General features: G+C 45.4%; 19 protein-coding genes. 4 read left to right on the plus strand and 15 right to left on the minus strand.

Annotation, left to right across the window (positions count from 1 at the left end; translation table 11 throughout):
* Positions 1 to 25: 25 nt before the first annotated feature.
* The 10 genes from OSC7112_RS31650 to OSC7112_RS31700 form a co-directional block, all read right to left on the minus strand.
* Positions 26 to 4,228: an Eco57I restriction-modification methylase domain-containing protein gene (locus tag OSC7112_RS31650; protein WP_015211714.1), complete on the minus strand. Its 4,203-nt coding sequence runs from the start codon at positions 4,226 to 4,228 to the stop codon at positions 26 to 28.
* Positions 4,229 to 4,422: 194 nt separating this feature from the next.
* On the minus strand, positions 4,423 to 5,025 hold the full coding sequence (locus OSC7112_RS31655; RefSeq protein ID WP_041623850.1) for a hypothetical protein: 603 nt from the start codon (positions 5,023 to 5,025) through the stop codon (positions 4,423 to 4,425).
* A 51-nt stretch (positions 5,026 to 5,076) separates the two neighbouring features.
* Positions 5,077 to 8,229, minus strand: a complete 3,153-nt coding sequence (gene drmD / locus OSC7112_RS31660; RefSeq protein WP_015211716.1) for a DISARM system SNF2-like helicase DrmD — start codon at positions 8,227 to 8,229, stop codon at positions 5,077 to 5,079.
* 343 nt (positions 8,230 to 8,572) lie between these two features.
* Positions 8,573 to 9,970, minus strand: coding sequence for an ATP-dependent DNA helicase (locus OSC7112_RS31665; RefSeq protein WP_015211717.1), 1,398 nt, complete (start codon positions 9,968 to 9,970; stop codon positions 8,573 to 8,575).
* Between the two features lie 465 nt (positions 9,971 to 10,435).
* On the minus strand, positions 10,436 to 10,630 hold the full coding sequence (locus OSC7112_RS31670; protein ID WP_015211718.1) for a hypothetical protein: 195 nt from the start codon (positions 10,628 to 10,630) through the stop codon (positions 10,436 to 10,438).
* Positions 10,631 to 11,030: 400 nt separating this feature from the next.
* The gene (locus tag OSC7112_RS31680; protein WP_015211720.1) at positions 11,031 to 11,345 is read right to left on the minus strand and encodes a hypothetical protein; all 315 of its coding nucleotides are present in this window, start codon (positions 11,343 to 11,345) and stop codon (positions 11,031 to 11,033) included.
* Entirely contained in the window at positions 11,317 to 11,664 is a 348-nt protein-coding gene (locus OSC7112_RS31685) for a hypothetical protein (protein ID WP_150111728.1), read from the minus strand. Before OSC7112_RS31685 ends, OSC7112_RS31680 begins: the two co-directional genes overlap by 29 nt.
* A gap of 100 nt (positions 11,665 to 11,764) precedes the next feature.
* Positions 11,765 to 12,349, minus strand: coding sequence for a hypothetical protein (locus OSC7112_RS31690; RefSeq protein WP_015211721.1), 585 nt, complete (start codon positions 12,347 to 12,349; stop codon positions 11,765 to 11,767).
* Positions 12,350 to 12,440: 91 nt separating this feature from the next.
* Complete coding sequence (locus OSC7112_RS31695) at positions 12,441 to 13,058, minus strand: hypothetical protein (protein ID WP_015211722.1); 618 nt, start codon at positions 13,056 to 13,058, stop codon at positions 12,441 to 12,443.
* A 1,063-nt stretch (positions 13,059 to 14,121) separates the two neighbouring features.
* Complete coding sequence (locus tag OSC7112_RS31700; protein WP_015211723.1) at positions 14,122 to 14,667, minus strand: tyrosine-type recombinase/integrase; 546 nt, start codon at positions 14,665 to 14,667, stop codon at positions 14,122 to 14,124.
* A gap of 16 nt (positions 14,668 to 14,683) precedes the next feature.
* On the opposite strand from OSC7112_RS31700, the gene OSC7112_RS40455 reads away from it, so the two are divergent.
* A complete protein-coding gene (locus tag OSC7112_RS40455) occupies positions 14,684 to 14,944 on the plus strand; it encodes a hypothetical protein (protein ID WP_190274458.1) in 261 nt (86 codons plus the stop codon).
* 240 nt (positions 14,945 to 15,184) lie between these two features.
* Here OSC7112_RS40455 and OSC7112_RS31710 read toward each other — a convergent pair whose 3' ends face one another.
* The 4 genes from OSC7112_RS31710 to OSC7112_RS31725 all read right to left on the minus strand — a co-directional run bounded on the left by OSC7112_RS31710 (position 15,185) and on the right by OSC7112_RS31725 (position 22,644).
* A complete protein-coding gene (locus tag OSC7112_RS31710; RefSeq protein WP_223300928.1) occupies positions 15,185 to 15,754 on the minus strand; it encodes a hypothetical protein in 570 nt (189 codons plus the stop codon).
* A gap of 722 nt (positions 15,755 to 16,476) precedes the next feature.
* Positions 16,477 to 20,139 carry a plasmid replication protein, CyRepA1 family gene (locus OSC7112_RS31715; RefSeq protein ID WP_015211726.1) on the minus strand — a complete coding sequence of 1,221 codons (3,663 nt, stop codon included), beginning with the start codon at positions 20,137 to 20,139 and terminating at the stop codon, positions 16,477 to 16,479.
* Between the two features lie 544 nt (positions 20,140 to 20,683).
* Entirely contained in the window at positions 20,684 to 21,928 is a 1,245-nt protein-coding gene (locus OSC7112_RS31720) for a helix-turn-helix domain-containing protein (RefSeq protein ID WP_015211727.1), read from the minus strand.
* Positions 21,929 to 22,311: 383 nt separating this feature from the next.
* The gene (locus OSC7112_RS31725) at positions 22,312 to 22,644 is read right to left on the minus strand and encodes a hypothetical protein (protein ID WP_015211728.1); all 333 of its coding nucleotides are present in this window, start codon (positions 22,642 to 22,644) and stop codon (positions 22,312 to 22,314) included.
* 766 nt (positions 22,645 to 23,410) lie between these two features.
* Between OSC7112_RS31725 and OSC7112_RS31730 the strand changes: the two genes are divergently transcribed.
* The 3 genes from OSC7112_RS31730 (at position 23,411) to OSC7112_RS31740 (ending at position 24,707) form a co-directional block, all read left to right on the plus strand.
* Positions 23,411 to 23,734: a transcriptional regulator gene (locus tag OSC7112_RS31730; RefSeq protein WP_015211729.1), complete on the plus strand. Its 324-nt coding sequence runs from the start codon at positions 23,411 to 23,413 to the stop codon at positions 23,732 to 23,734.
* 152 nt (positions 23,735 to 23,886) lie between these two features.
* Positions 23,887 to 24,162, plus strand: a complete 276-nt coding sequence (locus OSC7112_RS31735; RefSeq protein ID WP_015211730.1) for a hypothetical protein — start codon at positions 23,887 to 23,889, stop codon at positions 24,160 to 24,162.
* 305 nt (positions 24,163 to 24,467) lie between these two features.
* Positions 24,468 to 24,707, plus strand: a complete 240-nt coding sequence (locus OSC7112_RS31740) for a hypothetical protein (protein WP_190274459.1) — start codon at positions 24,468 to 24,470, stop codon at positions 24,705 to 24,707.
* Positions 24,708 to 24,900: 193 nt separating this feature from the next.
* Here the strand turns inward: OSC7112_RS31740 and OSC7112_RS31745 are convergent, their stop codons facing one another.
* Positions 24,901 to 25,653, minus strand: coding sequence for a hypothetical protein (locus OSC7112_RS31745; RefSeq protein ID WP_015211731.1), 753 nt, complete (start codon positions 25,651 to 25,653; stop codon positions 24,901 to 24,903).
* Between the last annotated feature and the right edge of the window lie 32 nt (positions 25,654 to 25,685).

Below are 25,685 nucleotides of genomic sequence, written 5' to 3' on the forward strand. Positions count from 1 at the left end.
TACGAACATTTGTTTCATTTGCTAATCAAAATAAGCTTAACTGTCCCTCAGATGATACCTGTTTTTTCGCATTTTTACCTCCACTTTTCCCCTTTTTCTTCCCTTTATCGTGCAACCCTTGGGCCTCTTCTTCGTCGTAGCGTTCGTGATTCAGCAACAAGAGTCTATCTAGCACTTCCCGCCGTGCGGTTTCGCTGATGGTGTAGCGCAATCCTTGTTTGGTTTCGTGAAAGTCATGCCCTAAGTCTATGTCTTGCCAACCATAAGCGGCGGCAACGGCGTTATCCATTTCTAGGTGCAATTCTCGCAGTTGTTGAATATCGGCGGCGGTTTCGTCGGGGTTGTGGAAGCGGTTGTAGGTTTTGGTTAATCCTTCTTGGCGAGTTTGCATGATGGTTTGGCGGTGGGTGTGATATTTTTCGCCAATTTCTTCTAGGTTTGAGGTTGGTGACGGGAAGGGAAAGGTTTCAAAACAATCAGTAGGTGTATAGACTGCATCTGTTCTAAGAGAACTTCCTTGAACTAAAACCCACCAATAGTGAAGGTGAGAACAGAGAATACTAAAGCAACCATCATCATCAGATGCAATAATAACGACTTTTTGGTCAAAAACGATTCCTGTTGAGGTAAAAGCGGGATACTTTGTCTTACTTGTCTGGGCAAAGACTAGCACCCGCTCCATATTTGCGATCGCATCATAGAGTGCAGGTGCTTTTTCTGCATATTGCCACCATTTATCGCGCCTTTCTTTACGGTTATTCTTGTCCCTTTCAGGCTTAACCTTCTCTTCTACAATTGCCAAACAATCAGGATAATCAGCAGCATAAGGTGCGCCTTTGGGCTTTTTTGGATCGTCATGTTCAGCATCCAAAGCCCAATCCTTAAAGTTAATTACCCAGCGATTCGGTGATTGGTCGGGGTTAGAATTCAAATCCTGACCATTTAGATAGGGAAATAAAACATCTTTATTGCAATGGTCTTTTTCAATCAGTGCTTGGGCTTCTTCTGGAGTCAAGACAAAACCCATACCCAGCACAATCGAGCCTTGAAAAGATTTATCTTGATTAGCTGCTAAACGATGAGGTTTACCAACAGCTTTTCCTGGTGTTATCAGAAAGGATGTAATTCCAGCGACAGGGTTTTCATCTAAAATAAACTTCCCCTGCCAATTTCCTTTCCGTAACCAAACATGAGCGACTTCCAAACTAGCAGTTCCTTCCCATTTGCGACTAGGGACAGCACGGGGAATCACACAGCCACTGCCAACTAACTGATCTAAACCTACTTCACGGGTATCCCCTTGGGCAATCGTGTTTGTGGCAACTAAACCAAATCCACCATTAGAATTAAGTAGTTGTTGCGCTTTCAAGAAAAAGTAAGCACATAAATCAGCACTTCCTCTTTTTCCACCTGCAATCCTTTCTACTAGAAAATCTCGATAATCCGTACCGAGTACACCAGTAATCTTTTGCCCTCCCTGAAATGGTGGATTCCCCACCAACGCATCAAACCCCAACTTTGAAGCACTAAAGTGCTTACTACGAACATTTTTTCCCTCGATCGTAGTAGGCACTTCAGTGCCTCCAATCAAAAACACTTCTGGAAACTCCAACGCCCAATGAAACGTTTTTCTAGGCGGTTGTTCCACAGGTTTCCCAATATCTAACATTCTTTGCGCCTTAGCATATAAAACCTTAATTCGTCGCTCTCTCTCCTCGCCCTTCTCCACCAATACACCCGCCACCTGCTGAGATAAAACCGCCAAATCCTCAGCCACCAAATTACCAGTTTTACCCGCTTGCATCAACGCTTCTCCAACCAGCAAATCACCAATAAACCGCACCTGATTTAAAGCTGTTTCCGCTTCCTTCAATAACTCATCCTTCCGCTGCAAATCCAGAATATCATTAACCGAAAAACCTTCTAACTCTTGACGTTTAGCAATAGCTTCTTGCAACAAAGGTCTACAAATCGTCGAAATAATCGGTAATTGATTTCCCTCTTTCGGATTAAGGTGGAAAAACTCAATTTGTTGGGCATCCGTCACCCCCAACAGCGAATCACCCCATTTCAAAGCATGATCTAAAAACGTAAACGGTCGCCCCTTTGCCAAAGTTATCAACCACAAAGATAACTTCGCCATCTCCGCCGCCAAAGGATTTTTATCAACACCATAAAGACAGCGTTCCGCCACAATCCGCCGCGCCACCGTCAACCGTTCATCACTATCTTTCGGAATCGGACACTCATCAGGACGAAACTTAGATAAAGTCCCCTCCGGCGCAATCACTACCTGACCCGGATTTTCCCGTTCCGCCGCTTCCCACGCCTCCACCAAACGTTCCGCCAAATAGCGACAAGTCTGCACCAAAAACGCCCCACTCCCCATCGCCATATCGCAGACTTTGAGTTGCAGTAACTCCTTCGCTGACTTGAGCCGCCACTGTTCCTTCGGCTTCCCCTCAGCCACCCCTTCATAAACCAACGGTTCCAGGGTATATTGCACGATCGGCTCAGTTAAACTGCGCGGTGTATAATGCGTCCCCGTTTCCCGACGATTTGAACCTTGGGTGACGTAGACACTGCCCTCTGGAATCACCATTGGGTACTCCAGCGTGTCCAGGCGAATCAATCCAGCAAACGGCAAAACGCGCTGATACAATTCCCCATCATTGTTGCAAGCCGCCCGCAACCGCTCCTGCACCCTTGGCAAAATCTCCTGTGAGAGAGCCTTACGCAGCGCAGCAGGGGACTTATTCGACTGTTCTTTGACAAATTTGACCAAATCCTCCTCGCCCTTGGCTTGCAGCCGCTCCAACTCCAAAAGCGCCACCTCTGGTTCCCGTTCCCGCGTCCCAATCAATCCTAAAACTGGAGACGTTGCCCGGACTGCCGTATGGTCGAGCAAGCCTTCATAGACATGACCGATTTGCTCAATATCCAGCGCCCGAAACGAAAGTCGGCGCGGTTCCAGCGTCCCGCCCACTCGGATTTGCAAAATTTGCAACGCTTCCAACAAATGCAACACAATCCGATTGTTCACCGGGATAGGTTCAGCAGAAATCTCCTGCCAGCGACTTCCCTGCCCTCGCCCCTCCAAAAACGGGAATCTGTCCGGGTCGAACAAACTGCCGCCATAGGCCGGAATATCCAGCAAATCGTGGCGAATTCCCCCATGCACAGCGCGAAACGTCGCCAACAACCGACACCAGGCATCGCTGCGGCGTTCCAACACCTCTTCGCCAAACTTATCTGCATCGCTGCGTAACTTAGCGGAAATGGTAGAAACCGCATAATATTCGTGATAAAGCGCTTCTCCCCCCGCCGAAGGAATCAACTTCCGTTCCTCCGCTGAAAACAGAAACACCAGACGCATCATCACCGTCAGCGCCGCTTCGTAAAGCTGAGGTTCCGAAATATCTTGCAAAAGAGTGCGATTTCTATCTTGGTCAATGCGGTCTAATGCCTGTACTAGCACCTCCACCGCCCGCCGTACCTGATAACCCAATTGGTCAGTAACTTCTTGCTGGTCACTAATACTTTGAGTTAGCAAAGTTTCCAAGATTTCGGAGTCATCCACCCCAAAAAACCGCCTCACCCCCAACAAACTGCGAAACGCCCGCAACGTCAAATGTTCTTCCAACCACAGCGTCCCATACCAAGAAATAAAACCCGTGGTTTCACCTCTAGGCGCATTGACTAACATCCAATGTTCGCCATTAGTTACTAACCCCAACCGCACATTAGCAGCGTGCAATAATTCCATCATCCGAGTCGCGGGACTTGCTTTCCAGCGTTGTCCTGCCAAAGGTTTCTCTAAATCCTGTTGGGCAGGTACAATCTGAACTAATAGCCGGGGTGTCCCTGCATTAGGTGTTTCTTGAGGATTAACAATTACCCAATCTGGCCGGAGAGTTTCGCCCTGTTGTGCAACAGTGGTTTGCAACCCAGGCGGAATGCGCTGCCCTTCTAACAATACCTCCTCCGGCAATTCCAAAGTCTGCCGCAAAACAAATTCCACCCAAGCGCGATGAATCGCTTTTTCAGGACGCGCCCCCAGTTGATTATCCTGCCATTCTTCATAGGCTAACCGTAACAGCTTAAAATGTTCCGAGTCATGGGCATCTAACCCACTGGGAAACACTTTCAGCAATACCGGTAAACTTAAAAAAGGCCCGGAAGCTTCAACCAGAGATAACCATTCAGCGTGGTGACGTGCGGTAGACATGATGGGTAATGGGGAATGGGGAGTCGGGAGTCGGGAGTCGGGAGTCGGGAGTCGGGAGTCGGGAGTCGGGGTAGTGGTGCAAGAGTTAGGATTTTTGCTCCCTCAATCCCTACACAGATAGGGTTATATCGAGTTTCATCATTACTTATGCAGGACTACCGGGAGTAGGGAGTGGGGAGTAGGAAGTGGGGTTTTTATTGCTGTTGAATGGCACTGACTAAGATACCTAAAATTTTCTTGATATCCTTAATATAATATTCGCTTAAATCGATCGAAATTACTTTATCCTGTAACTTTAAAAATTGCCAAATCGTGCCGATAGTGATTACTCCATAAATACTTTTAATTTGATTTCCTTGTTGTTCGTTAAATAACTGTGCTGCTACCATTTCCGCAATACACTGCGCCAACCCCGATTTCAAGTTTTCATTCTTCGTCTCCACCAGCGTAATTACCGGGGCGCGAACAAATAACTGTTCTTTCGATGAACTAATGATAAAATCACAAAAGCCATTTAAACCTTGTTGGACATCAACCGTAAAGTCCACCCCCGAAAATAAGCTAATTTGACCCTTAAATTTGCGCCTAATCTCTAACAAAACAGGACTAATAATCATTTCTGAACGGGCTTTTTCCGTATTAATCGCCACCGCCAAATCAACATTTTCACCGAGAATTGTCGCCAGTAAATCGCTACATTCTGCTTCCGGTACATCCGCAAACATTCCCGACGCTTCATTCACCGTCAATCCAAACCGTTGACTTACTTCATTTAACTTAAAATCGCTGTACGCCATTTGCCTCACTCCTAAAAATTGATGATAAATTGTCTCAATCAACATGATAATTTACCTCACAAGTTTCTGCGGAACTAAATAAGTAACCGCCAAAGGAAACAATCGCGGCGTTGGATTAGCAAACCTCGCCCTAATCAGATCCGTTTCCTGTTCAATCTCGCGAGGAATTTGCTCAATTCTCAACTTTAAACTATTGACATTTCGCTCAAACTGTGCCTTTTCCTCCGTATTAAATAACTCCAATTGCTTAAACTCCGGTTCAACAAACTCTTTTTCAATACTAAGCTTTAACTCAGTTAAAATAGCCGTAATATCCGCCACCTCTTTATCAGCCCTGTTCTGCAAATCCCGCTGTAAACTAGCAGTTCTATCATTCATCCGCGCCTGCAAAGTTTTCAGCAATTCATCGGCATAATTCGGCCAAAAATTTGCTAATTTTTGTTGAACGCTATCTGGCGCTGCGTCTGGTAAAACTGCATTTAACGCCCCTTGCAATTGCATCACTTTTAACCGGGTAAATTTCCCATCCTTCAAGATTCCCCCCGCCGTAATCACCTCTTCATGTAACCGTTGTTGGTCGGTTCCTAAAATCACCAATCTACCATAAGCAACCACCGCCGGAGTTTCCAACCCCGAACTAGCAGAAACTAACCTCGCCGTCACGCGATGCAAGCATTTTCTTTCCTCCCCAGACCACACCTCAGCCCGCAACAAGCGCAAACACATTTGTACTAACCGATGATTCAAATGTGCTAACACCACATTATCTTTACCCTGGGCTAATTCCGGGTCAAAAACAATGGGGCGAATCGCCTTGGTATGGGGATGGGCTAACCCTTCGCTACACATCGCCCAACTGCTTTTTAGGGCTGGTAAATAAAAAGCTTTTCCCTTTACACCTGCTATCTGAGTTTCTATCAGTGGCGGTTGTTCTGCTAACTCTAGCCCAATTTTTACTACTGATTCTATATTATCAGGAGTCAACCGCAAATTTTGGCGAGTTTCGTTTAATTGTTCCCGCAATTTATCAATCTGTTCTCTCACTTTGCGCTCAAACTTTAACATCCGTCGCACAGGTTCCGATTCCCGTTCAGATTTGCTAGTATCTAAAGTAGTCCGATAGCCTAACATTGCTTCTTCTACTTGCTGGGCAATTACCATACCCACTTTACCCAAATCTTCTCTGATATTATTAACTTTTAATGCCGCCCGCATTAAAAATTCTAAATCACCTTCTAAATCACCCGGTTTAGTTCCCGTTACCGAATTTTGTTTATAATCTTTGCCGACAAAATGATAAACTAAAACCTCCCGAGCTTTTTGTCCGTGACGGTCTATTCTGCCATTCCGCTGTTCCATCCGATTCGGATTCCAAGGAATTTCATAATGAATCAACTTAGAACAATAATTCTGTAAATCTAACCCTTCCGAAGCTGCATCAGTTGCGAGTAAAATCCGCACAGGCGAAATATCAGGGTCGGTTTGAAAAGCTGCTTTGACTTTTTCCCTATCTTCCGAAACCATGCCGCCATAAAGAGTCATCAATCTGTCTCCTTCGATTAATCTTTCGGCTGCTAATAAATTATACAACCATTTTTGAGTAGCGCGATATTCGGTAAAAATAATAACCCGTTGATTTGACCATTTCCCATTAGGTTTGATCTGAGTATGAATCCAATTCAATAACTCTTGAGCTTTGGCATCCGGTCGTTTGGCGGCATCTTCTGCCCATTCTCGCATTTGTTGTAATAATTGTTGTTCTGCTGGCGAAAGTGGGCGAAACAATCTGCTAGTATTAGTAATTGCCTCATCGGTTGCTTCTTCGTAAACCGCATCATCGGCAAATTCTTCTTCAACTTGCTCTAATTGACGGCGTAAAATTCCCTCAGTTGGTCGTGATAAAGTGGTAGCAGTCCGACGACGGGCAGAAGTTAGAGATTTTTCGTGCTGGGCTAAGGTAATCGCAAAAGCTTCTGGTGAAGAAAACAAGCGTTTCTTTAACAGTTTTAAAACAAATTCAGTAGCATACTTTTCTGTATTATCAGCCACACCTTTACCGCGTAATTCGGTGTAATGTTTTAAAGCTGCGTGCGCCCTCCGTTCTCCGGCGGGATAATCTACTAAAATAGGGGCTAAATTCCGTACTGGAAATAAAGGCGAACCATCCCAGTTTTGCATCTCCTGTTTCAGTCGCCGCACCATGACAACTTGCAGTTGGTTTTTGTCAGGAGAAACACCCCTAGCAAATCTTTGGGAGTCTAACAATTCTAATAAAGCGGTGAAACTTTCGGGATAACCGTTATGGGGAGTTGCGGTTAAAAATAATTTGTGTTCAAAATGAGGAACTAATAATCTAATTGTAGTGGTTCGGAGGGAGTCAACTGCATATTTTCCGCCGCCGGATGGTGCGACGTTGTGCGCTTCATCGACAATCAGCAAGTCAAAACGGCGGGGATAGAGGGGTTCGCCTTCGGCGGGGAGGAGTTCGCGAAAAAGACGCAGGGGGCGATCGCGCTTGATAAAGTCGATCGAGGTAATCAATCTGGGAAAATGCTGCCAAGGATTAACATGAATCCCGCGAGAACGCCGTAACTCCTTCATCAGATTACTATCCACAATCCGAAAATCTAAACCAAATTTATCCCGCATTTGGTCACGCCATTGAATTTGTAGCGCTGAAGGGCAGATAATCAAAATACGGCGGCAACGATGGCGAATTGTCAACTCCTGCGCGACTAATCCCGCCTCTATGGTTTTCCCTAATCCTACATCATCAGCAATTAGTAAGTTAACACGGGGCATTTGAATGGCACGCACAACGGGGTCAAGCTGATAATCTTCAATATCAATACCGCTGCGAAAGGGAGATTGTATAGTACGAATATCAGCAGTTGAAGCGCCCCCCCAGCGTACCGCATCCAAAAAAGCGTCTAATTTAGCGGGTTCATCAAAACCTGTAGGTGGCGGTAGTTCCATCCGTTCGCGAATAAAAGCCCCCGGTTCTAATTCCCAGATTACCTGTAATTCTTCTCCCAAAGCATCATCTTCCACAGAGGAAAGCATCACCAGGTTTTGCAACTGCTGTAACCCTGGTAGCATGGGATTAACAGGTATGGCAGTTGGACGTATTTCGGTGACGACGTATTGGCGCGATCGCACTTTGACTAACTGACCCAGTTCTGGAATTGCTCTAGTTAAACTCATACCATCCTCTGGGAAACTTTGACACTACTTCCGTCTGTGTGGCACTGTTTTAAGTTGGTGCAACTTTTTTGGTGAGATAAAGAGTGCGATCGCAACCTAACAATTTTCTCAGCTTTTAGTCCCGTATTGTTATTGTACCCGATGCTATCTTTATATAAACATTACTGTAATCGCCCTTGAGTACGATTAAAAAAGTAGCACATTTCAAGGGCGATCGTCTGGTCAGACTGCAAGCAAGTAGGAGTAGCTAGCGTTCGACGGTTTGCGCTCAGCCGGAACCGTCGAAGTCCGCAGGCATCGCCCTTAAACTCTAAAAGTGCCATTCAGCCAATATAAACTAGGCTTACTTAGTAACAAAAACCCGCTGCTTCGCACGACTACAACTCACGTACATAAGCTGATTGTGCGCTCGAATACTATCGCGGTATTCTTTGACAAATTGAGCTTTTTGATTATGGAAAAATTGAGCGAGATACAGCAATTTAGTAGCAACTTTCCTGCCGATATCACTGCTATCAATTCCCACCTCCGTGAAAGTAGAGCCTTGAGAATTGTGTACAGTAATTGCCCAACAATTTCTCATGTCTGCAAAGATTTCACAATGGTCGTACCATGCCTTCCATAAGCTCGGATTGCTTTTAGCATTTTGCAGCAACCTAGCATTGTCCTGTTGGAATCGGCAAGCGTCACTTTCGTGGAGGATGTAAATTTGGCGTTGGTCGCCTGCATCGGTTTTAACCTGGAGATTCCAGGCTTTATAGCCAGAGTACCTATCCTCTTGAAATTCGGCAATTTCCACTTCTGCTGATGTGGGCAGGATGACGGTTTTGCCGTCGGGAGCAATAACGGGAGCTTTAGCAATCAACCTCTCTCCAATAATAAATCTGGGAGCATTTTTTCCGTAGATTTTGGCTCTGATTTTGCTATTCCAGTAGGCGACGCGCTCGTTAGTGTAGCAGAGGATGCGAAAGCAATCAGGGTCTTGAGGGAAAGTAGAAGAGAACTTTTTTAAGGCGTATTTCAGCAGCGTTTTTTCTCTGACTAAGAAGGCTCCGTTTTTTTTATCAAGGCTGAATTTGGAGAAGGGTTTGAACGCCTCTTTGCTCTTGACAGCCGTGCGGCAAGCTGTTACGAATTCTAGCAGGGGGCTGCCCGCACCTTGCCGGACGACCTCTGTTAAAACGGCTTTTTCAGGCACGCTGAAGGATTGAGATTTTTTCTCTTCTATTTCGCCCTTATTAACAGGAGGCAATTGTGCGGGGTCGCCCATAACAATAAGCTGCCGATTGCTGCCGATGAGTAAAGCGCTAGCAATTCTTTCTTGAATGATATTCCACAGTTCTGCTGTAACCATACTGCACTCATCGAGAAAAATGGTGTCGTACAGGTGAAGGAAAGAAGGAGAAACTTGTTTGAGGATTTTATTTTGCCCCTGTTTGACTGGAGCTAACCCCAATAGCTGGTGGATGGTCATAAAGTCTACTCCTCTCAGTCCTTTTTCAGCAGCCATCCGTCGCAATACGCCTACAGCTTTATTGGTGGGAGCGGTGAAAGCGACTCTCTTTCCGGCGCTGACTAATTGTTCTGCTACCAGGTTGACAAGGGTTGATTTTCCCGTACCTGCATATCCAAATAGCCCGAATACCCGTTTAGAACTTGCTACAAATTGTTCGAGGAGTTGGAGGGCGTTGTTTTGTTGAGAAGTTAATTGAAAATTCGGTTTTACCAGTGTTTGAATCATAGGGTTGGTTTCTTCTACTATCTTTCAAACACTAATCAGCGCTAGCTGAAATTTACACAATCATTAATTCAGGACTTACGCAAGAACAACGTATTTCTGTCATTACGAGGGTCGCGAAGTAATCGCAAAGCCTTGTTACACCGTTACAATGCGTAAGTCCTATAATTGATGGAGACGATAATAATAACTCTAACAGGACTTACGCATAACCTCTATATGTAGGGTGAGCCATAAGCACCTTACCGCTACCAATAGTGTATTTAAATACTTGGGGCGTAAGTCTTGTATAATTTGTTCTGTTGATTTGACTGCTACTCAAATTTTCCATAGTTAGGACTTATGCACCCATCAAAAACTCTCCCAGTTATCAGTTGGATTGATAACTAGGAGAAATTGTGGAGAAGCGGAGTTATTAATCTAATGCAGGTACTTTGACTAATTCGACTTCAAAATAAGTTTTGCCCATCAATCTTGAGGCAAAACTGGCTGTTCTTGACTATCAAAAATAATCACAAATGTGCGATGTTTAACCAACCGTTGCAAAACCCGCAGATGCTCATCTGCATCGTTTCTCTTGCGAAATCGCGCCACAACAATACGCTGGCAATTAGGAAGTAAGCGAATTAAGCACCACGGGTGCAACTTCTCAAAATAGGTCATTTTAACCTCCTGATAACAGTAACAAATTGTGTTTGTGTTTGATTACCTGCCATTACCTTAATTGAAACAATATTGTCAAAGACAGGTCACGGTGATATTGACAATTGACTATATTTGTGCTGAAACCAGCTCAAATTATTTTTTGATGCTGAAAAGGCTTGATGTGTATAAAATCAAAAACAATAGTGGCGCGTCTATTTGGAAATGAGGCATTAGAAATCTCCTCAGAAACTCGCAGGGGAGAAGGGGAGAAGGGGAGAAGGGAGAAGGGGAGAGGGGGAGAAAGAGTTTCTTTGATCCATAACGGGTGCTGGGCCTCCGTGAAACGCTTTGAAGTTTATCAATTTGAGAAAACACGGGCAATTGTTCAATGCACTAATTTCAAGCAGACGCGCCACTACTAATGCACGCTATTATCTTCAGAAAGCCGACATAGCAAGGTTGCCAGTGCCTCTGGAATTTCCTCAAAATGTTCCAGCAGAAAGTCCATTACTGCCAGATGACGCAAATCGACAGGAGTAGGAAATCTTCGATTTTTTCCCTTTTTAAACCAACCCCGCACTGTAGAATTAGAACGGGAACAAATAAAAGCGATTTCCTCGTAACTCACCGCCCACTTGCCATAAAACTGCTTCGGCGTCATTCCCAATTGGCATTGGCTGTAAGCTGCAATTAAATTGCGCTCTCTATCTGTCAAAGTTTGCGGCTTTTTCATCCTCAAACCCCTCCAAATCTTCCTCCCGCGCCGTATCAAACTGACACCAAGCTGCGCTCTTGGAATTAGCAGCCAGCCAAATTATGTAGCACCACATCCAACAGTACCGGCGCGGTTCGCAGTTGTAAAATTTGCCAATAACTATCCCCCAATCAGCTTCTTCGCCAACACCCGTCCAGCGCACCATGTCGCCGCACTCAAAGCGCGGCGTGTGAATTTTGGCAAAATTAGCAGGCAATTCGATTGAAGGTGGCATCCCCTTCAAATCTCTTAGCGGCAGCGCCGAAATCAAATCTCGACTTCCTTTTAAGATTGACATAAGTTCATAGCTGTGAATCGATTGCACCTGACTTTTTTTGACAGGTTTTCCGGCAAATTTCTTGATAAAGAAATTGCAGCGCGATATTCCCCTAAATCAATCAACTGAAATGAAGCTGTGTAAATTCCTTTCTCCGGCATAATTGCCCTGTTTTGAAGTTAAATGCTAAGCCGTGACCCGGGCAGGTTCCTAAATTAGGGTGCTTGGTATTTGGCAAAAGTTTATAACCTTTGTGGGGGCAAATATTACCAGGCAGCAAGGAGCAGTTCGAGTAAGCTTCCTCCAAGCGTGGCAAGAAGTTGTAGTCGGCTGAAAGGATTGGTATATTGCGGTAGCACAAGCGCACCACTTGTTTTATTTCGATAACTTCACAAGCTAATTGAACTCGTGCTTGCCAATCTTCAGCAGTTTCCCCATCTGTGAAGAATAAGTTGATAAGTCGGTCATGCCAAAAGCGAAAGTCAAAGTGATAGTGGAGCGGTTCAAACTTGAGAATTTCTGCATCAGAGTGCGGTCGCTCAGGAAGTATAGGAATCCAGAAAGGGATGATTTTCCCTGGAAATCTTGATTCCCAACTGGGAGGACACCAGCTTTTAACGCATTGTACAAGCGCTCTTTCTCCAATGGCTACTACTTGATTCTGTGTTTTATTTTTGTTACGGAAATAGGCAGGGTTTTTGGTCATTAATTAGTGTTGCTAGGAATTGGCACTAATACCAATTCCTCTCATAGTTACAAGTAAAGATTGCGTTCGTTTAATGGTAATGATTCTGTTGTCAAAAATTTTTATGGATGCGTTGCAAAAATTTTTGCAGTACAGAAATCGCTGTCCAATTACCTTTATTAGCAGCTTCGAGATATCGCCGGAGCAAATCTTCAGTTACTTGTTGGTCAAGCCAATGCCCCAATTCTACTAGCTCCTGCTTTTGTTGTTGATTGTGCCCTGCCAACAACTCAAACATCCCCAACTTCTGGAAAGTGGAAATGTCAAAGTTTGCCAGTTCTTCCTCAATCCTTTGCCGTTGCTGTTCAACTTCTTCTGGTGACAGAGTGGGCAGCGGCGGGTGCTGGATGTTGAGAAATTTCTCTACTTCTGGGTAATCTCCGACGTACATCTTTCCTTCCAAGCGATCGCACACAATTGCATGGGTGGGAAATTCATCATCTGAACCGAGGTGGTATGGTTCCAGATCGAGGGCGAGAGCGGGATGTTCAGTAAGTGGCTCGTACACGGCATAGTAACTGAAAGTCCCTAACCCTCTACCATCAGTCCAAGTAGCTTTGCTGCCCATATAAAACATGGCGAAGTATCGGGAATCAGCAACGATACCCACCATTTCTGGCAGCATGGGCGGTAGTGGTACTGGCAGTAAATTCAAGTTGTGTCCGTTCATGGCGAGATAGCATCCCTCTTTGAATTTTGTGTGGTTAATTGAAAGGGAGCCAGTTAACTGAAATAGAAGTCAATCCTAATTGTTAACAGCTAACTGGCTTTTTTGAGGGCGATCGCCCGTGATGAAGGCTTTCCTAGGTGAATGCGTTCGCTATTGTTAAGAATGGATGAAACTTAAATGAGCAGGTCACTCCCAATAGCGGCGATAGCCGCTCTTTGACCAGCCCGCTGGCTGAGTGCGATCCTCTTGGACGGCTGCGCTAACGACGTATTTACGTCATCCTAGGTGTTCGCGATCGATCGGAAACAAGATTTATTGTCGTGAGCGGTTGAAAAAAATCAGATCGAGCGATCCTCTTGGACGGCTGCGCTAACGTCGTCAACCAAATGGAAGGTGTTTGAGAGCCTTCTTCACGCGCGCGTGACAGGGCTGCCGCTCTTTGACAAGGCCAAACCTGTCTTGTACTGATAAATTTGTCAGTTCAATCTTCTGACTATCAATGAATATCCCTAGATTTTTACAAGGGCTTTTCGCCCTAAAATAGCTTAATTCTTTGAGCTTTTTTTTAGTGATATAGTAAGTAGTCGCTACCAACCCAAATTACCCTAAATATCTAACTTTTAAGGGGTAAATATTTGGCAGTTTGTGGGTGTAATGACAATCAGGATTCCGGTGTATTTACTGCTGGTGTCGCACTGATAAGTACCTTCGGTTTGTTGATTGGTGGAGTCATTTTTAATGATTTGGGCATTTCCTAGCATTTGCAGCAGTAAGTATATATCTATCTGCCCTTTGACTGGTTCCGTAAGATAGTTTTTATGGAGTTATGGGGATTACGTCAATTACAACTCAAGAGTCAGGAAAGCTTATTCACACCTCACTCTTGAGCAGGCGGCTCAAACCAGTCAGGATTGTCGCGGATAGCAGTTGCCTTTGTTTTAGCTAAAATACATCCGGGAAGAAATGGGTAGCCATCGCGAGCCTTGCGCCTGAATTCAAAGAAGACTTACGGGAGAGCCCTTCAACTGTTGAAACAATCTGGCGAACCAAAGTCGCGATAGCTTCACTTCAGAATCCCGAGTGCCTTGACAAGCTGTTCCGGCTGCACTTCTAAATAGCGCTGGAGGCTCGACAAATTTTTGTGACCTGATATCTCCATAATTACCCGCAGTGGTACCCCAGCATTGCTCAAGTTCGTGAGTGCTGTCCGCCTCATCGAATGTGTGGAAGCTCCCTTAATTCTTACCCGTTTGCAAGCTTCTTTAAAAATCAAGTCTGCCTGAGAGCGTGTCAAAGGCTTCGTACCCTCTCGCCCCGGAAACAAAAAACCCGCATCTGGATTGTAAGCCAATAAAAACTTAGCCAACATGGGATGTAGCGGCAGCGTTCGCGTTGCTGACTTGCCCTTAGTTGTCGCTTTCCGCAGCGTCACCACACCGCCAACAATGTCCTGAGTTGTTAAAGCTAACGCCTCTGAAATACGACAGGCACAATAAAAAGTCACAGCAAACAAAAGCCTATCCCTTGCTGTAACAAAACCCCGGTCGAACAGCCTAGATATTTCGGCGGGCGTCAAAATCTTAGCACGCCCGTTGCCTTGAACCTTCACGGCGCAGCCCTCCAAAATGGAAGATCCCTTATTATTGGACGAAAGTGTACTTTCGTCAAGTCTGCCTCCAAGCTTTTATCGCTTGATGGGCCACTTGCGGGGCGCTGCGCCGAGGATGCCGGAGCCCGCGTCCTTTATTGCAGTTAGATTGGCTTTTATTGCTACTCAACTGACTTATATTCTCAGGAAAGTTGATAATTGGCAATGTGGCGATCGCATCTATGAGGTCTCGGAAGGTAACAGGTTTAATTGCCGCCATAACAGTACGCTCAAATAGAAGTGGCGCTTGTAAGAATTTGATTATACTATTTTTTTATTCACTTTGCAAGTTGTTTTGCTAGTTTTGTTCCCCTTTAATAAAAAATTAGGATTTTATTGGAAAATCGCTTATTCTGGTCAAAAGAACTGCCCAAGCCTTACGAAGGCTTGGGCATTGTTATAAGTTTCGGAGGGTAAACGAGTACGCTGGTTGGTTGAGAAACTTTTCGTTCGCTGCTAGGACACTGAACGCGCACTTTCACCTAGGCAAGGAAGTAGCAGATGCTAGGGTATTTGCAATCACCGCTTTGGGAGCAAGCTTGAGGATGATAGGCATCACAATTAGGGGAGAATTTTCCAGCCGATTTTTGATTTGAGCCTGCAACCATTCAATAGAGGAATCAGAGCCGTTAACTTTTTGCTTGAACCCCAGTTCTGGCGCAGCAGCTTTGATGGCGCTAGCAATTTTGCGAGCTTGCCTAAGTGAAATTAGTGAAGTATTAACGGCAGGAACTGAGGTTGTGCTTGCGCCTGAATGTGCGGCAAAATCAATTGGTTTTGCTGGTTTGTTTGGTGTTTTTTTGCCTGTGGTCTGATGGCGAGTGTGATGGGAGCTGGCTGGTTTCTCAATTTCAATTGTTGCTCCATTTACTGCACTGCCAATACCATCGGATGGTGTTGCGACTGTTGACACATTTACTTGGGTTCGATTGTCTGTGAGTTCTTCTTGGGCTGCTTCAGGTTTGTGCAGGAATACTGAGGCTAAGCAAAAGAGAGTGGTAAAAAGGAAAGGGGGAAATAGTACATCGTTGATAGTTTGGATAGTCATATTAACAGAAAACTCCCAATCAAATTTTTCGCGGTAAGCATTGCTAACCTTTTTTAGATTGCAACAGTTGACAACATGGTGCAGCATGGCTACACGGGCTGAAAAAACGGATAATTAACTTCAGCCTTTTGGATGATTAACTGAGGAGAAATACACCTCCTCTGATAATTAATTCAAAGGCTCCGACCTGCTGTACGAGGATCTAAGCGGTTTCAGGAAAGCGAAAAGTTGTGTTTTCTTTCTTCGCGATCGCCCACACGGACGGGCGCCAATGCGAGGGGACAGTGGCGGGTGAGCGTTCAGTCGCCACAATTAGCACTCTCTGCGGAAAGTGGTTTCAGTAGCTCGCTTTGTTTGTAGGGCGGGTGCGGGAATTGTTAGTTCAGCTGTCTTCCACTCCGCGACGGTAGGCGCGGAGATAAAAGTTAATCAAAAATTAATCGGACATTACTGTCATTTCACCCATAACTTGGCACGCTAGATGGAACCATAAAATTGCACTAATAATGCCTGCAATGCTTAGAACTTCGTACCGCTGCTATAGAGGGAGCAAGCGCATAACTTACGTATACAAAAGCAGTAGCTTGCTGGAAGGATAAAGTGGCTACTGCTTTCGTTATGGGTGAAGTGACAATTACCGAATGAGCAACTTAAAAAGTATGTTGAGCAGCAGGCAACTCCTGAATAAATACTGAGCATCAATCGCGATCGCCATAAATAACTCATCCTGTCCCCCCTTCTGCAAGCTCTAAGCGGTGTGCATAAGTGTTGACGAATTGCCCCGAAAACAGGGATTTCACCATTACCTGAGCCCCTGCAACAGCTCTAACGACATATTTCTGAATTTCACCGCAGAACCTCACCACCGAGCCAACTTTCAGCTCAGACGGTGCCATTTGGGGTACTTTTGCCTCATAAGTGGGAATAGCGTGATTTTCGGGTTCTATCGCCTGATATGAAGCTGCAACTCCCATCCCTTCTGTTGTTAATGTCTCTGCGGGTGCAGCTTCCACTCCAAACACTTGAGTAGCGTGAGCTAATTCCTCATCCAGAGGCGGCACACCCTCTGACATCCCTATATTATTATCCGACCCTGTGCCAACAGTTCCCACCTCATTATTTTGTTGAGATAAACCAAGAGGCGGCACAACCTCAGATATCCCTATATTATTATCCAACCCTGTGCCAACAGTTCCCACCTCATTAATCTGTTGAGGCAAATCCTGAGAAAACACACCCTCAGATATCCCCATATTATTATCCGACCCTGTGCCACTAGAAACCCCTTCTAAACACTGAGTAGCACCTTCCGCCGACACTGCCTCTTTATCCCGCTGCTGCCAAACCTCAAAAATCGCCTCCCTGCCATCCTGGGGAAACTCAAACTGGTAAACCCTAATGCGCTTGGGCCTACCTAAAGCATCTCGTTCCTCTGACCTTTCTTGGCGAACTCGCCGCAAAGTAAAGCCCAGCTTACCCCTCAAAATATACTGCACCACCTCCATTGGCTTAGCCTTGGGATTGACGCTGATGCCTAAAAAGTCTTTCACATCAACAGAACATAGCTTAACCCGCTCAGCAAAAGCTATCACTTGCGCGTCAGTCCCTCGAAACTCTTTGTCTGGGTTTAAGAACTCCATTACTCCCAATTTCTTAAGTGCTTCCACCCTAGCTGTAAGTAAGCGCAAATCTTGGGGACAAACCTTACCTTTACCCCTTTCCTGATGTCCAGCCAAGTGATTTTTATCTCGCAACCTGACAAATTCAGGGTCATAACTTAGATAATAATGCAGGCTAATTTTTGGCAACCAGCCATCATCATCTCTGAGTTTTAGTTCGGGCGTAATAGGCACTCCATAAGTATCCCACAGTTGATATTTACGCTGCTTGTCTAGTTCTGCCTTTGTCTTAGTCCGCTTGTCCTTCAATTTCAGGTATTCAGAGAGAGTAATGTTTTCAGCATTGGCAACCCCAGAAGCCTCAGCTACCTTATTCTCTTCTCTGATTATTTTAGCCTCATCACTAAGACAATTAGCCACAGTTTCTAAGTTTTCCAACTCCTCTTCTAATTTTTGCGCTTGCTCAGTTAGCTGTTCCAATAAAACCCTGTCTTGGCAATTGTGAGCCGCCAACTTTTGCATTTGTATAACTTTAATCTCCTGATGTAATTGAGTCTCTCGACACAATGTTATCCGATGCCCTTCAGCCTTCAATCCCTCCAAAATAGCCTTTCTGTAATTCCACATTCCAACGTTGATTCTAGCTGCCATTAAAGCCCAAGTCCGCAAGTGAACAGGGTCGTGAGCGATATCTATGTCAAAATCCACACCGTGCAACAGTTTGATATTAGTTTTAATGACTTTCTGCTGAGATTTAATTATTGCTCGATAACTAGCGCTGCCATTGCCAATTTTGCCGAAACCAAATTGTTGAGTCCAAACAAACCAAGGCACATTTTCATCCCTTACACGGGCTAGAGCTTGTAAAGCGTCATTGACGGCTACCGCCCCTTTAAAGATGCCAAAAACTGCTGTAAAGTAACCTCGGATATCGATGCTCACACCAGTGCCAATCGTGGGGCTGGCGATGATAATATCGTAGTTTTTGATGTGAGCATTGAGTTGCTCAATGCAGCCATAAGCGGGATGATTGGGATCTGCTACTGATTCGCTATCTATTCTAAGAATTCGATGATGGGGGAAGCGTCGTTGCAGTTGGGTTTCAAGGTTGCGACAAGACCATTTTCCTGTTACTTTTTGAGAGTCTTCTACAACCATAATACGCGGGTGGTATTGCTCTTTAGGACAAAATTCTGCACGGTTTTCAATGTCGCAGCAAGTGACTTCTTGAGAAAGAATATGCTCCATTTGAACATACAGAGAAGCCGGGTTAGAAGTGGCAAAAAACGTCACATTTCGCCTTCGTTTGGGCTGCCACTCATTGATAACAACCCAAGGGGAAATAGGAATGCCTGCTATGGCTATTAGGTAGTCTATGCTGTAATCCGATAAATCTGCATCTTGGGCAACAACTAAGCCGCCAGTTGTCAAGACGTTGTGGATGAGTTCTTGCAGAGTTTGCAAGATGGTGACTCGGTTTTCGCGGCAAGTTGAACTGTTTAAGGCGTGCCAGATGACTTGTTCGCACTCATCGATGATGACGATCGCACCGAACCAGTCTTCAGGATTAAATTTAGCTTGAGATAGGGGGTGGAGGCTGTCTATGCACAAGCCGTATCCGAACAGTTTACCCTCGGCTGAGTCCCTAGTTTCGTCGATGTAGTTGATTCCTAAGCTGGCACAGATCGCCCTGCCTAGTTGAATCCTATGGGTAATTATCAGCACGCGGCGGTTGCCAGTGTGTAGGGCTTGTGAGACTAAGTTGGTCAGGGCTTGGGTTTTGCCGGTGCCTTTGGGGGCTTTGATGCAGGCTAACCCGGACTCTGGATAGGGGAGTTTTCCCAGATAGCGAGAATTTAGCTTTAAAGACGCGGCATAGGTTAAAAGCCATGATTCCCTATCAAGCCAGAATTGGAAGCCTTGCGCTTCATTTTTGAGGGCGCTGAAGGCATCGGAGCCCTTCGATACCACGAAATCGTCAACGCCTTTTTCTGGCCCTGGCAGGTTGATGACTTTGACGGGGCATTTGGCGGCACTGAAAAGGCGACCGAGTTTGCCAATTTCCCGGTTGACGTTTTGGATGGTTTGGCGTTTGCTGTCGCGGTCGAAGCAGATGTAGATTTCACGTTCCTCTGTGGCAAAGTGTTGCAGTTCGGGGATGAGGTAGGGGTCGCATTTCTCCCCTTGAGGGGTTTTGGTTCTGACACCGCCGGTGACACCGGGGAGGGCGATGGCGGCGTAGCCCAGTGTGAGTAGGCATCCGGCTTTTTTTACGCCTTCGACGATGATGACCGGGATGTTGTTGTCCCATACCCATTGCCAGAAGCCAAGTTGTCTGTCTGAGTTGTCGATGGGGACATCGTAGCGTGCTGCGACTTTTGCCCAGATGTGGTCTGGGACTTGCAGGAAGAAGGCTCTGGTGGGGGTTTTGGGGGGGTGTTCGTATTTGACGGGTTTGATTTTGCCTTTAAGGTCAAAGGTATTTCGGGGCTGGTGGGGTTTGAAGCAGCCCCAATACATGGGCTGCCAGTTGTTGAGGGGGTCAAGACCATTGCACCACCAGCCGCCGTGTTCGATGTGGCTGTAGTGCTTTCTGGCCCACCGCCATTGTGCGTCGGGGTGGACTCTGCCGGAGGCGGCCTTGATTTCGTACAGGAGGTACGGGTAGGGGGTGTCGCCTGAGAGGATTTGGACGTTGAGGGCGATGAGGTCGGGGTCTATGGCCGAAGCCAGCCATTCGGACAGGGGGGAGATGGGCGCGTTCATAGCGCACCCCCGGTGTTGGTGGAAGGTCGGGGCAGCCGGAAGCGGTTAGGCGGGGTTGAGGGGGCTTTTCGTAGGGGTAGGGGTGTTTCTCTGATGTCAGCAAGGCTGCGGGCAATTCCCGTGCGTTTGGTTTGACGGCAATGCTTCCAGCACCTCAGAAAAATTTCTCTCGTCACGTTTTATATTGGGCAGAATTTGAAATCAATCCTTAGCCTGTCTGACTCGGCTGCTGTGGTTAGTGACACTCCATTAAACTACTCAAACTACTCAGGAGATTTTTAGGCGCTGAAAGCTATACAGGACAAAGGTTTCAAATTTACAACTTTTCCGAATACCCCCTAAACTTTTCCGAATACCCCCTAAACTTTTCCGAATACCCCCAAAGTGTTTAGGCGCTGAAACCATTGTCAGATAAGAGATTCAAGCAAATTTGCCAATTTTTTAGGTGTTTAGCGGTTTAAACACTCTGCTGCTCAAAAAGCTAAAAAGACCCCCTGAATTGGGAGTCTTTCCGCTGGATGCAAGATGCCTTTTGGTTGGCTAGTTACTCATTTAAGCCAAGGTGACGAATTATCTTGGTTTTCAGGCTGGGCTTGATGGTATGTGGATAGCAGCCGTTCTCAATCTGAGATAGCTGGGATGCTGATATCCCCAGCTCTTTTGCCATTGTTCTCAGGCTTTCTCCCATAGTTTTCCGAGCTTCTCTTACCCACTGACCAAAAGCTATGGGTTCGGTTAGGTTGGCTGCTGGCTGAGCTGACTTCTGCTTGTGGGCGGGTCTTTTGGGCGGTTGCGGTTGCTCTGGTTTTGATTCGGGTTGTTGTGGGTGTTTGGGTAGCGCTTCTGGCTGGCGTAAAGTCCCGTTAAGTTGTAGCCAGGTTTCAAACCAGTGATTGGGCTTTTTAACTTGGCTGTTTGGATACGCCCAGTCAGGGACATCGGACTCGTAGTCAAAGAGGTAGGGGTATTCAAAATTTCCCAGTGTTTTTAGCCCTCGATCGAAGCTGCGCTTTAAATTCGAGGCAGTAACTCCGTTTCTCTTGGCTGTCTCTATGTCGTTCTTATACCCGATTCGCGTCAGTAGTGTTTCTATTTGATACCGACCGCTTTTGTGCTGTTGCAGGGCAAATAGGGCAAAATAAGCCAGTCTGAGAGCCATTTTTTCCTGGTAATAATCTAGTTTTAGCGCCTCGCTGGTAAGGTAGCCAAATTCCCGCAAGTATTCGTGACCTGCAAATTTGTCAAACCATTTGCCAGGGCGATAAGTGATTTCAATATCGATCAAGGTGTTTTTTTCTTGATGAAACACCTCGGTAATTTGAAAAATCTCCCAGAGATTGGAGTGTTCAATAGTAAATATTTTATTGCGTATCCGCCAAGCTTTAACGGAAACTTCTAATCGTTTTAGCAGATATCCATGATAGGCTAAGGCTCTTAGTTTTTCTTCTTTAGAAAGGTATCGGGCTGGCTGGCTATTGGCGTCTCGTTCGGCTTTTGGGATGTAGTGTTTCTTTTTGTTATTCTCACCAAAGTCAGCTAGGAGTTTAGATGCTGATACTGTAATTTGCTCTCTCCCGACTTCGGGCTTGCGAAAGGCAATCATTGCCAGTGCATAGTGCAGTTTGAGGGTTTCTTCTCCGAAGTTCTGGGCGATAATTTCCTTGGCTTGATAGGCAATTTCAGCAAAGTCTGTTAGGTCGAAACGATCGCGGATTTGCAATTCAACTCGACCTTTGGAAAAATCTTTGCGACCATTCAAACTGGTTTCGCTTATTTCCCAGAAATCCATACCAGTGACTCCAGCCGTATAGATTGTATCTGTGATTGCACTACTGGGGCATTCTTCGTAGAATTTTCTTTGGCAGAGGCGGGGTTCTGTAGATGACTTATGTGACCGTTGCGATTGCTTTGGCTCCGCGTAGGAGCTGTTGCTAAGGTTATTAGAGTCTATATTAACCTCAAGGTTTTGATTATCGCAGATTTTCTTGCCAGACATGGGGGTGATCTGTCTCCACCTGTTATGGTCGGTCCATCGTGCTTGTCAGGTTGATGGGTTTGCTAATTACAAAGTTTTCTCGCATTACGAAGTAAATCGCTCTTCTGTGGGGCCGTTGCGATCACTCACCCAGTAGCGGCGGTGGCAGGGCTGGGGGTAAATGTCAGCGATCGCTATCAACTCTCCTCCGTCTTCGCGGTTTCTGAGTTCTTTTGCTTTTGCCAGTCTTTGATTGCCCTAATGACTACGTAAGCAGCGCCGTTGGCGGCAATTGGCGTATCGGTGATCAGTCCGTAGCCTTTGGGGTAGCAGCGGTATTGAGTGCCATCGGCTTTGTCTACCGTCCAGCCGTTGGTTACGGCTTCTTTCATTTGGGCGGGAGTCAGTGGCTTTTGCTGCCAGCCCGTGCCTTGAGGGACTTTCTTGCCGTCGAGCAGGCAGAGTTGCCAGTCTTGAGGAATCCGCGACAAGCCCTGGTACAGGCGGGTGCTTAGGTCGTTGTAGTGCATTTTGGCTCCTATTCCAAAGGGTAGAGGAAGCCGAATGTTGGAGCAGCAAATGTCTTAAATACTAGAAATTCTAAGACATACCTATTGATTCAGTGCTTCTAATGGTTTAATATGGAAAAACCATCAAGGCAGCTTTAACAAGTCGGCCAGAGATGTACCATCATCAAAAGCTGGCTCTAACAAGTCGGCCAGAGATGTACCATCATCAAGAGTCGGCTCCAACAATTCGGCCGATAGATGTGATGTACCGCCATCAAGAGTCGGTTAAGTCCGGCCGATGGAAGTACAGTCAAGAGTCTGCCCGGTCTGGCAGTTAACTCTTAGTCAGATGACAACTTCAGTAGGTCCGGTGGCTATCGCTGTCAAACAGCCGTCGGTGTTTAATGTCTGGGAAGAGTCCAGTTCAGAAAAAAATCAGAATGGGGATTCTAAGGTTGTTTTTCTGTACAACTGTATCTCTTCCACTGGTAGAATAGCCTCACTTGCGATTCCGACTAGGATTAGGGTGAGGCAAAATTTTTAGAGGGTCTGATAAAAGTATTTATCATTTAACTAGCATATAGCCGAGTATAACTTTGATCAAGTAAAGAATTGTTACGTTTTGGGTCAAAGTATTAGTGGCTATCATTATCCCGTCTAAGGCTAGCGATTGGAGCTTAGATTAAGTTAGGCGAATCATACTATTGACTGTAAAACGAGTTATTCTGGTATAATACAGGCGATACAATTATGCCTGCGGCAACTCCTTAGCTATTAGAAAACAGGAATGTCAACGAAAGTAGAGGAAAATTTAGCGCTCGATAGTGGAATCCAGAAACGTCTCGGTCAGTTAATAGAGGCGTTGGTGGAGGATGAGCGCGTTGGTAGTTCTAGGGAACTAGGAAGGATTACAGGAGTTTCATTCAACACGCTGGTGAACTGGAGCGAGGGTAAAGCCGATCCCAGATTGCAAAAGTTAGTCCAGTTTGCCTATGCGATCGGTTGGTCTATGACAGAGTTGATGCAATATGCGGAAGGGGATGAAGATCCCTATGAGGCGATCGCTCGTAAAAAAAAAGCACGACAGCAGAAGTATCGGAAAGCGTCTTAACAAGAGAAAAAGATCCATTTATTCAATATTTCAATGCCACGGTAACTGCCGAACAAATTCAGAAGCGCGACTTATTTTTACAACGTATTAAAGCTGATTTATTACCGGATATAACATCCCGCAAAAGGCTTTATGTCTTGTTAATAGACAGCATGGCAGTTAAGGGTATTTCAGAATTAGATATCTTTGAAAAAACTTCTATTACAGAAAAATTACTGTTGAAGATTCGGAATCTCGACATGGAATTTCAGTTCGGTCGTTCCTACTTAGAACAGTTAGCGCCCTATCTTTTTCAAGTGGAGGATTGGGAAGAGTTAAGACCTGTTTTTAAGGTGCCATACATCTCTTATCAGGGGTGGGTTGATAATCTGATTGAAGACTTACAAGTGGCTGAACCCCTATCTATAGCTATAGCTTCAATGAGATAGTTCCTAAAAAATGACCGATAAATTTGAGATGGTCAAGTAGGAACTGAGGTCAAACTTAGAGTTAAATAACCAAGTTTTGTGTTGCTGAATTGAGGTAGGGTTTAGCAATCGCGTGCGGTGAGTAATGCTCGATAGGAATAATTAATTGAATATGGAACGGGAACATCATTTCAGCCAGGCCCAAAATTCATACATTTGAGCATCTCAGCAAGCATCTTGTCCTTGTAGTTCAAGATTGCCTGATTGATTATATGCAACGTGAATTTTATTTTCAACATATTCAAGAGGCACGTCTTGGAGAACCCATGCAGTTTCACTCTTACGAACTGTTAGCAGAAACAGGGAGCTATGGCATCCAACTTAATAAGCGTTCGAGTACGGATGCCAATAGAATTGTACAGTGTCTCGGTCTACAAACCAGTCCAAGAGTAGAGCTTGAGGCAATGTTAAGGCAGATAGAAAATAAGTTACCGCAAAGCACTTTGTTGTCTGTAGGGCTGCCATTAGCAGTTTCTACACATGAAGACGTTACCGATGACAGCTAACGTTCTCGATCGACACTTCGGACAGTTTTAGAGTGTCAACCATAGAATGCGGGTTTTAGCCCGAGATCAAAGCAAAACTACCAACAAAAAATCAAGGATTTCAGGCTTTGAGCTAAAAACTGTCCGGACTATTACTTGATACGAAGTTGAAATTTTTGGTTGAGCAAACGGATTTAATTTCCTGGAGTTCGAGTTAAAAGGAGAGCTTATGAGATGGCGTTTTTGGAATTTCATACAAAGGTTCGCGGCTCAACCCTAACTGCCCTAGTGAAATAACAACAGACATTGATAGATTAGTTTTCTCAGCAGCTTTAGCAATAGCTGTGCCATTTCGAGCTAGAGCGATGAACTCTCGAACTTTGAAAACAACGGGATCATTGGGAGGCGTGTAACCTCTTCGGATGGCAATGTCTAATCCCCCTTCGATGTCCCTGAGCGCCGCCGTTCGATTGTCTGCTAAAGTTACGCTTGGCTCCCGCCCGGGCACTACCGTAGAGATGGCAATGCCATTATTAGTAGGTTGCCCGTCCCGGTGAACGACATTGAAAGTATAAAGGCGTTCAATTCCTTCAGGAGATCGAGTTTTAATGAACAGGTTAGTAATGTTTGCTGTTGTAGCGCCCGGAAATTGTAAGGGTTGAATCGGTTGGACAAATATGGTTCTAGCTTGGTTAGTTTTTAATTCAGCATCAGTGTTAAAGACAGCCCTGGACGGATCTGCCAACCGGATGTACGTAATGACTTCACCAGTCTGGCTAAAGTCAATAACGCTGGAACGGCCAGACCATACTTGAAGGTTGGTAGTTGCATTTGTTGCTGCATCTCTTCCTACAATTTTTAGGGCCGATGTTTGAGCTTGCCCAATATTGACATTGCTGAATGCAGTGGCAATTAGTAAGGCAGGAGAAAGTAAAGCCAGACGAATTTTCAGAGTGAGTTTTTTCACGGTTATATTACCTCCAAGATTTTTGTATAAAG

The organism is Oscillatoria nigro-viridis PCC 7112, assembly GCF_000317475.1.
Lineage (GTDB): Bacteria > Cyanobacteriota > Cyanobacteriia > Cyanobacteriales > Microcoleaceae > Microcoleus > Microcoleus nigroviridis.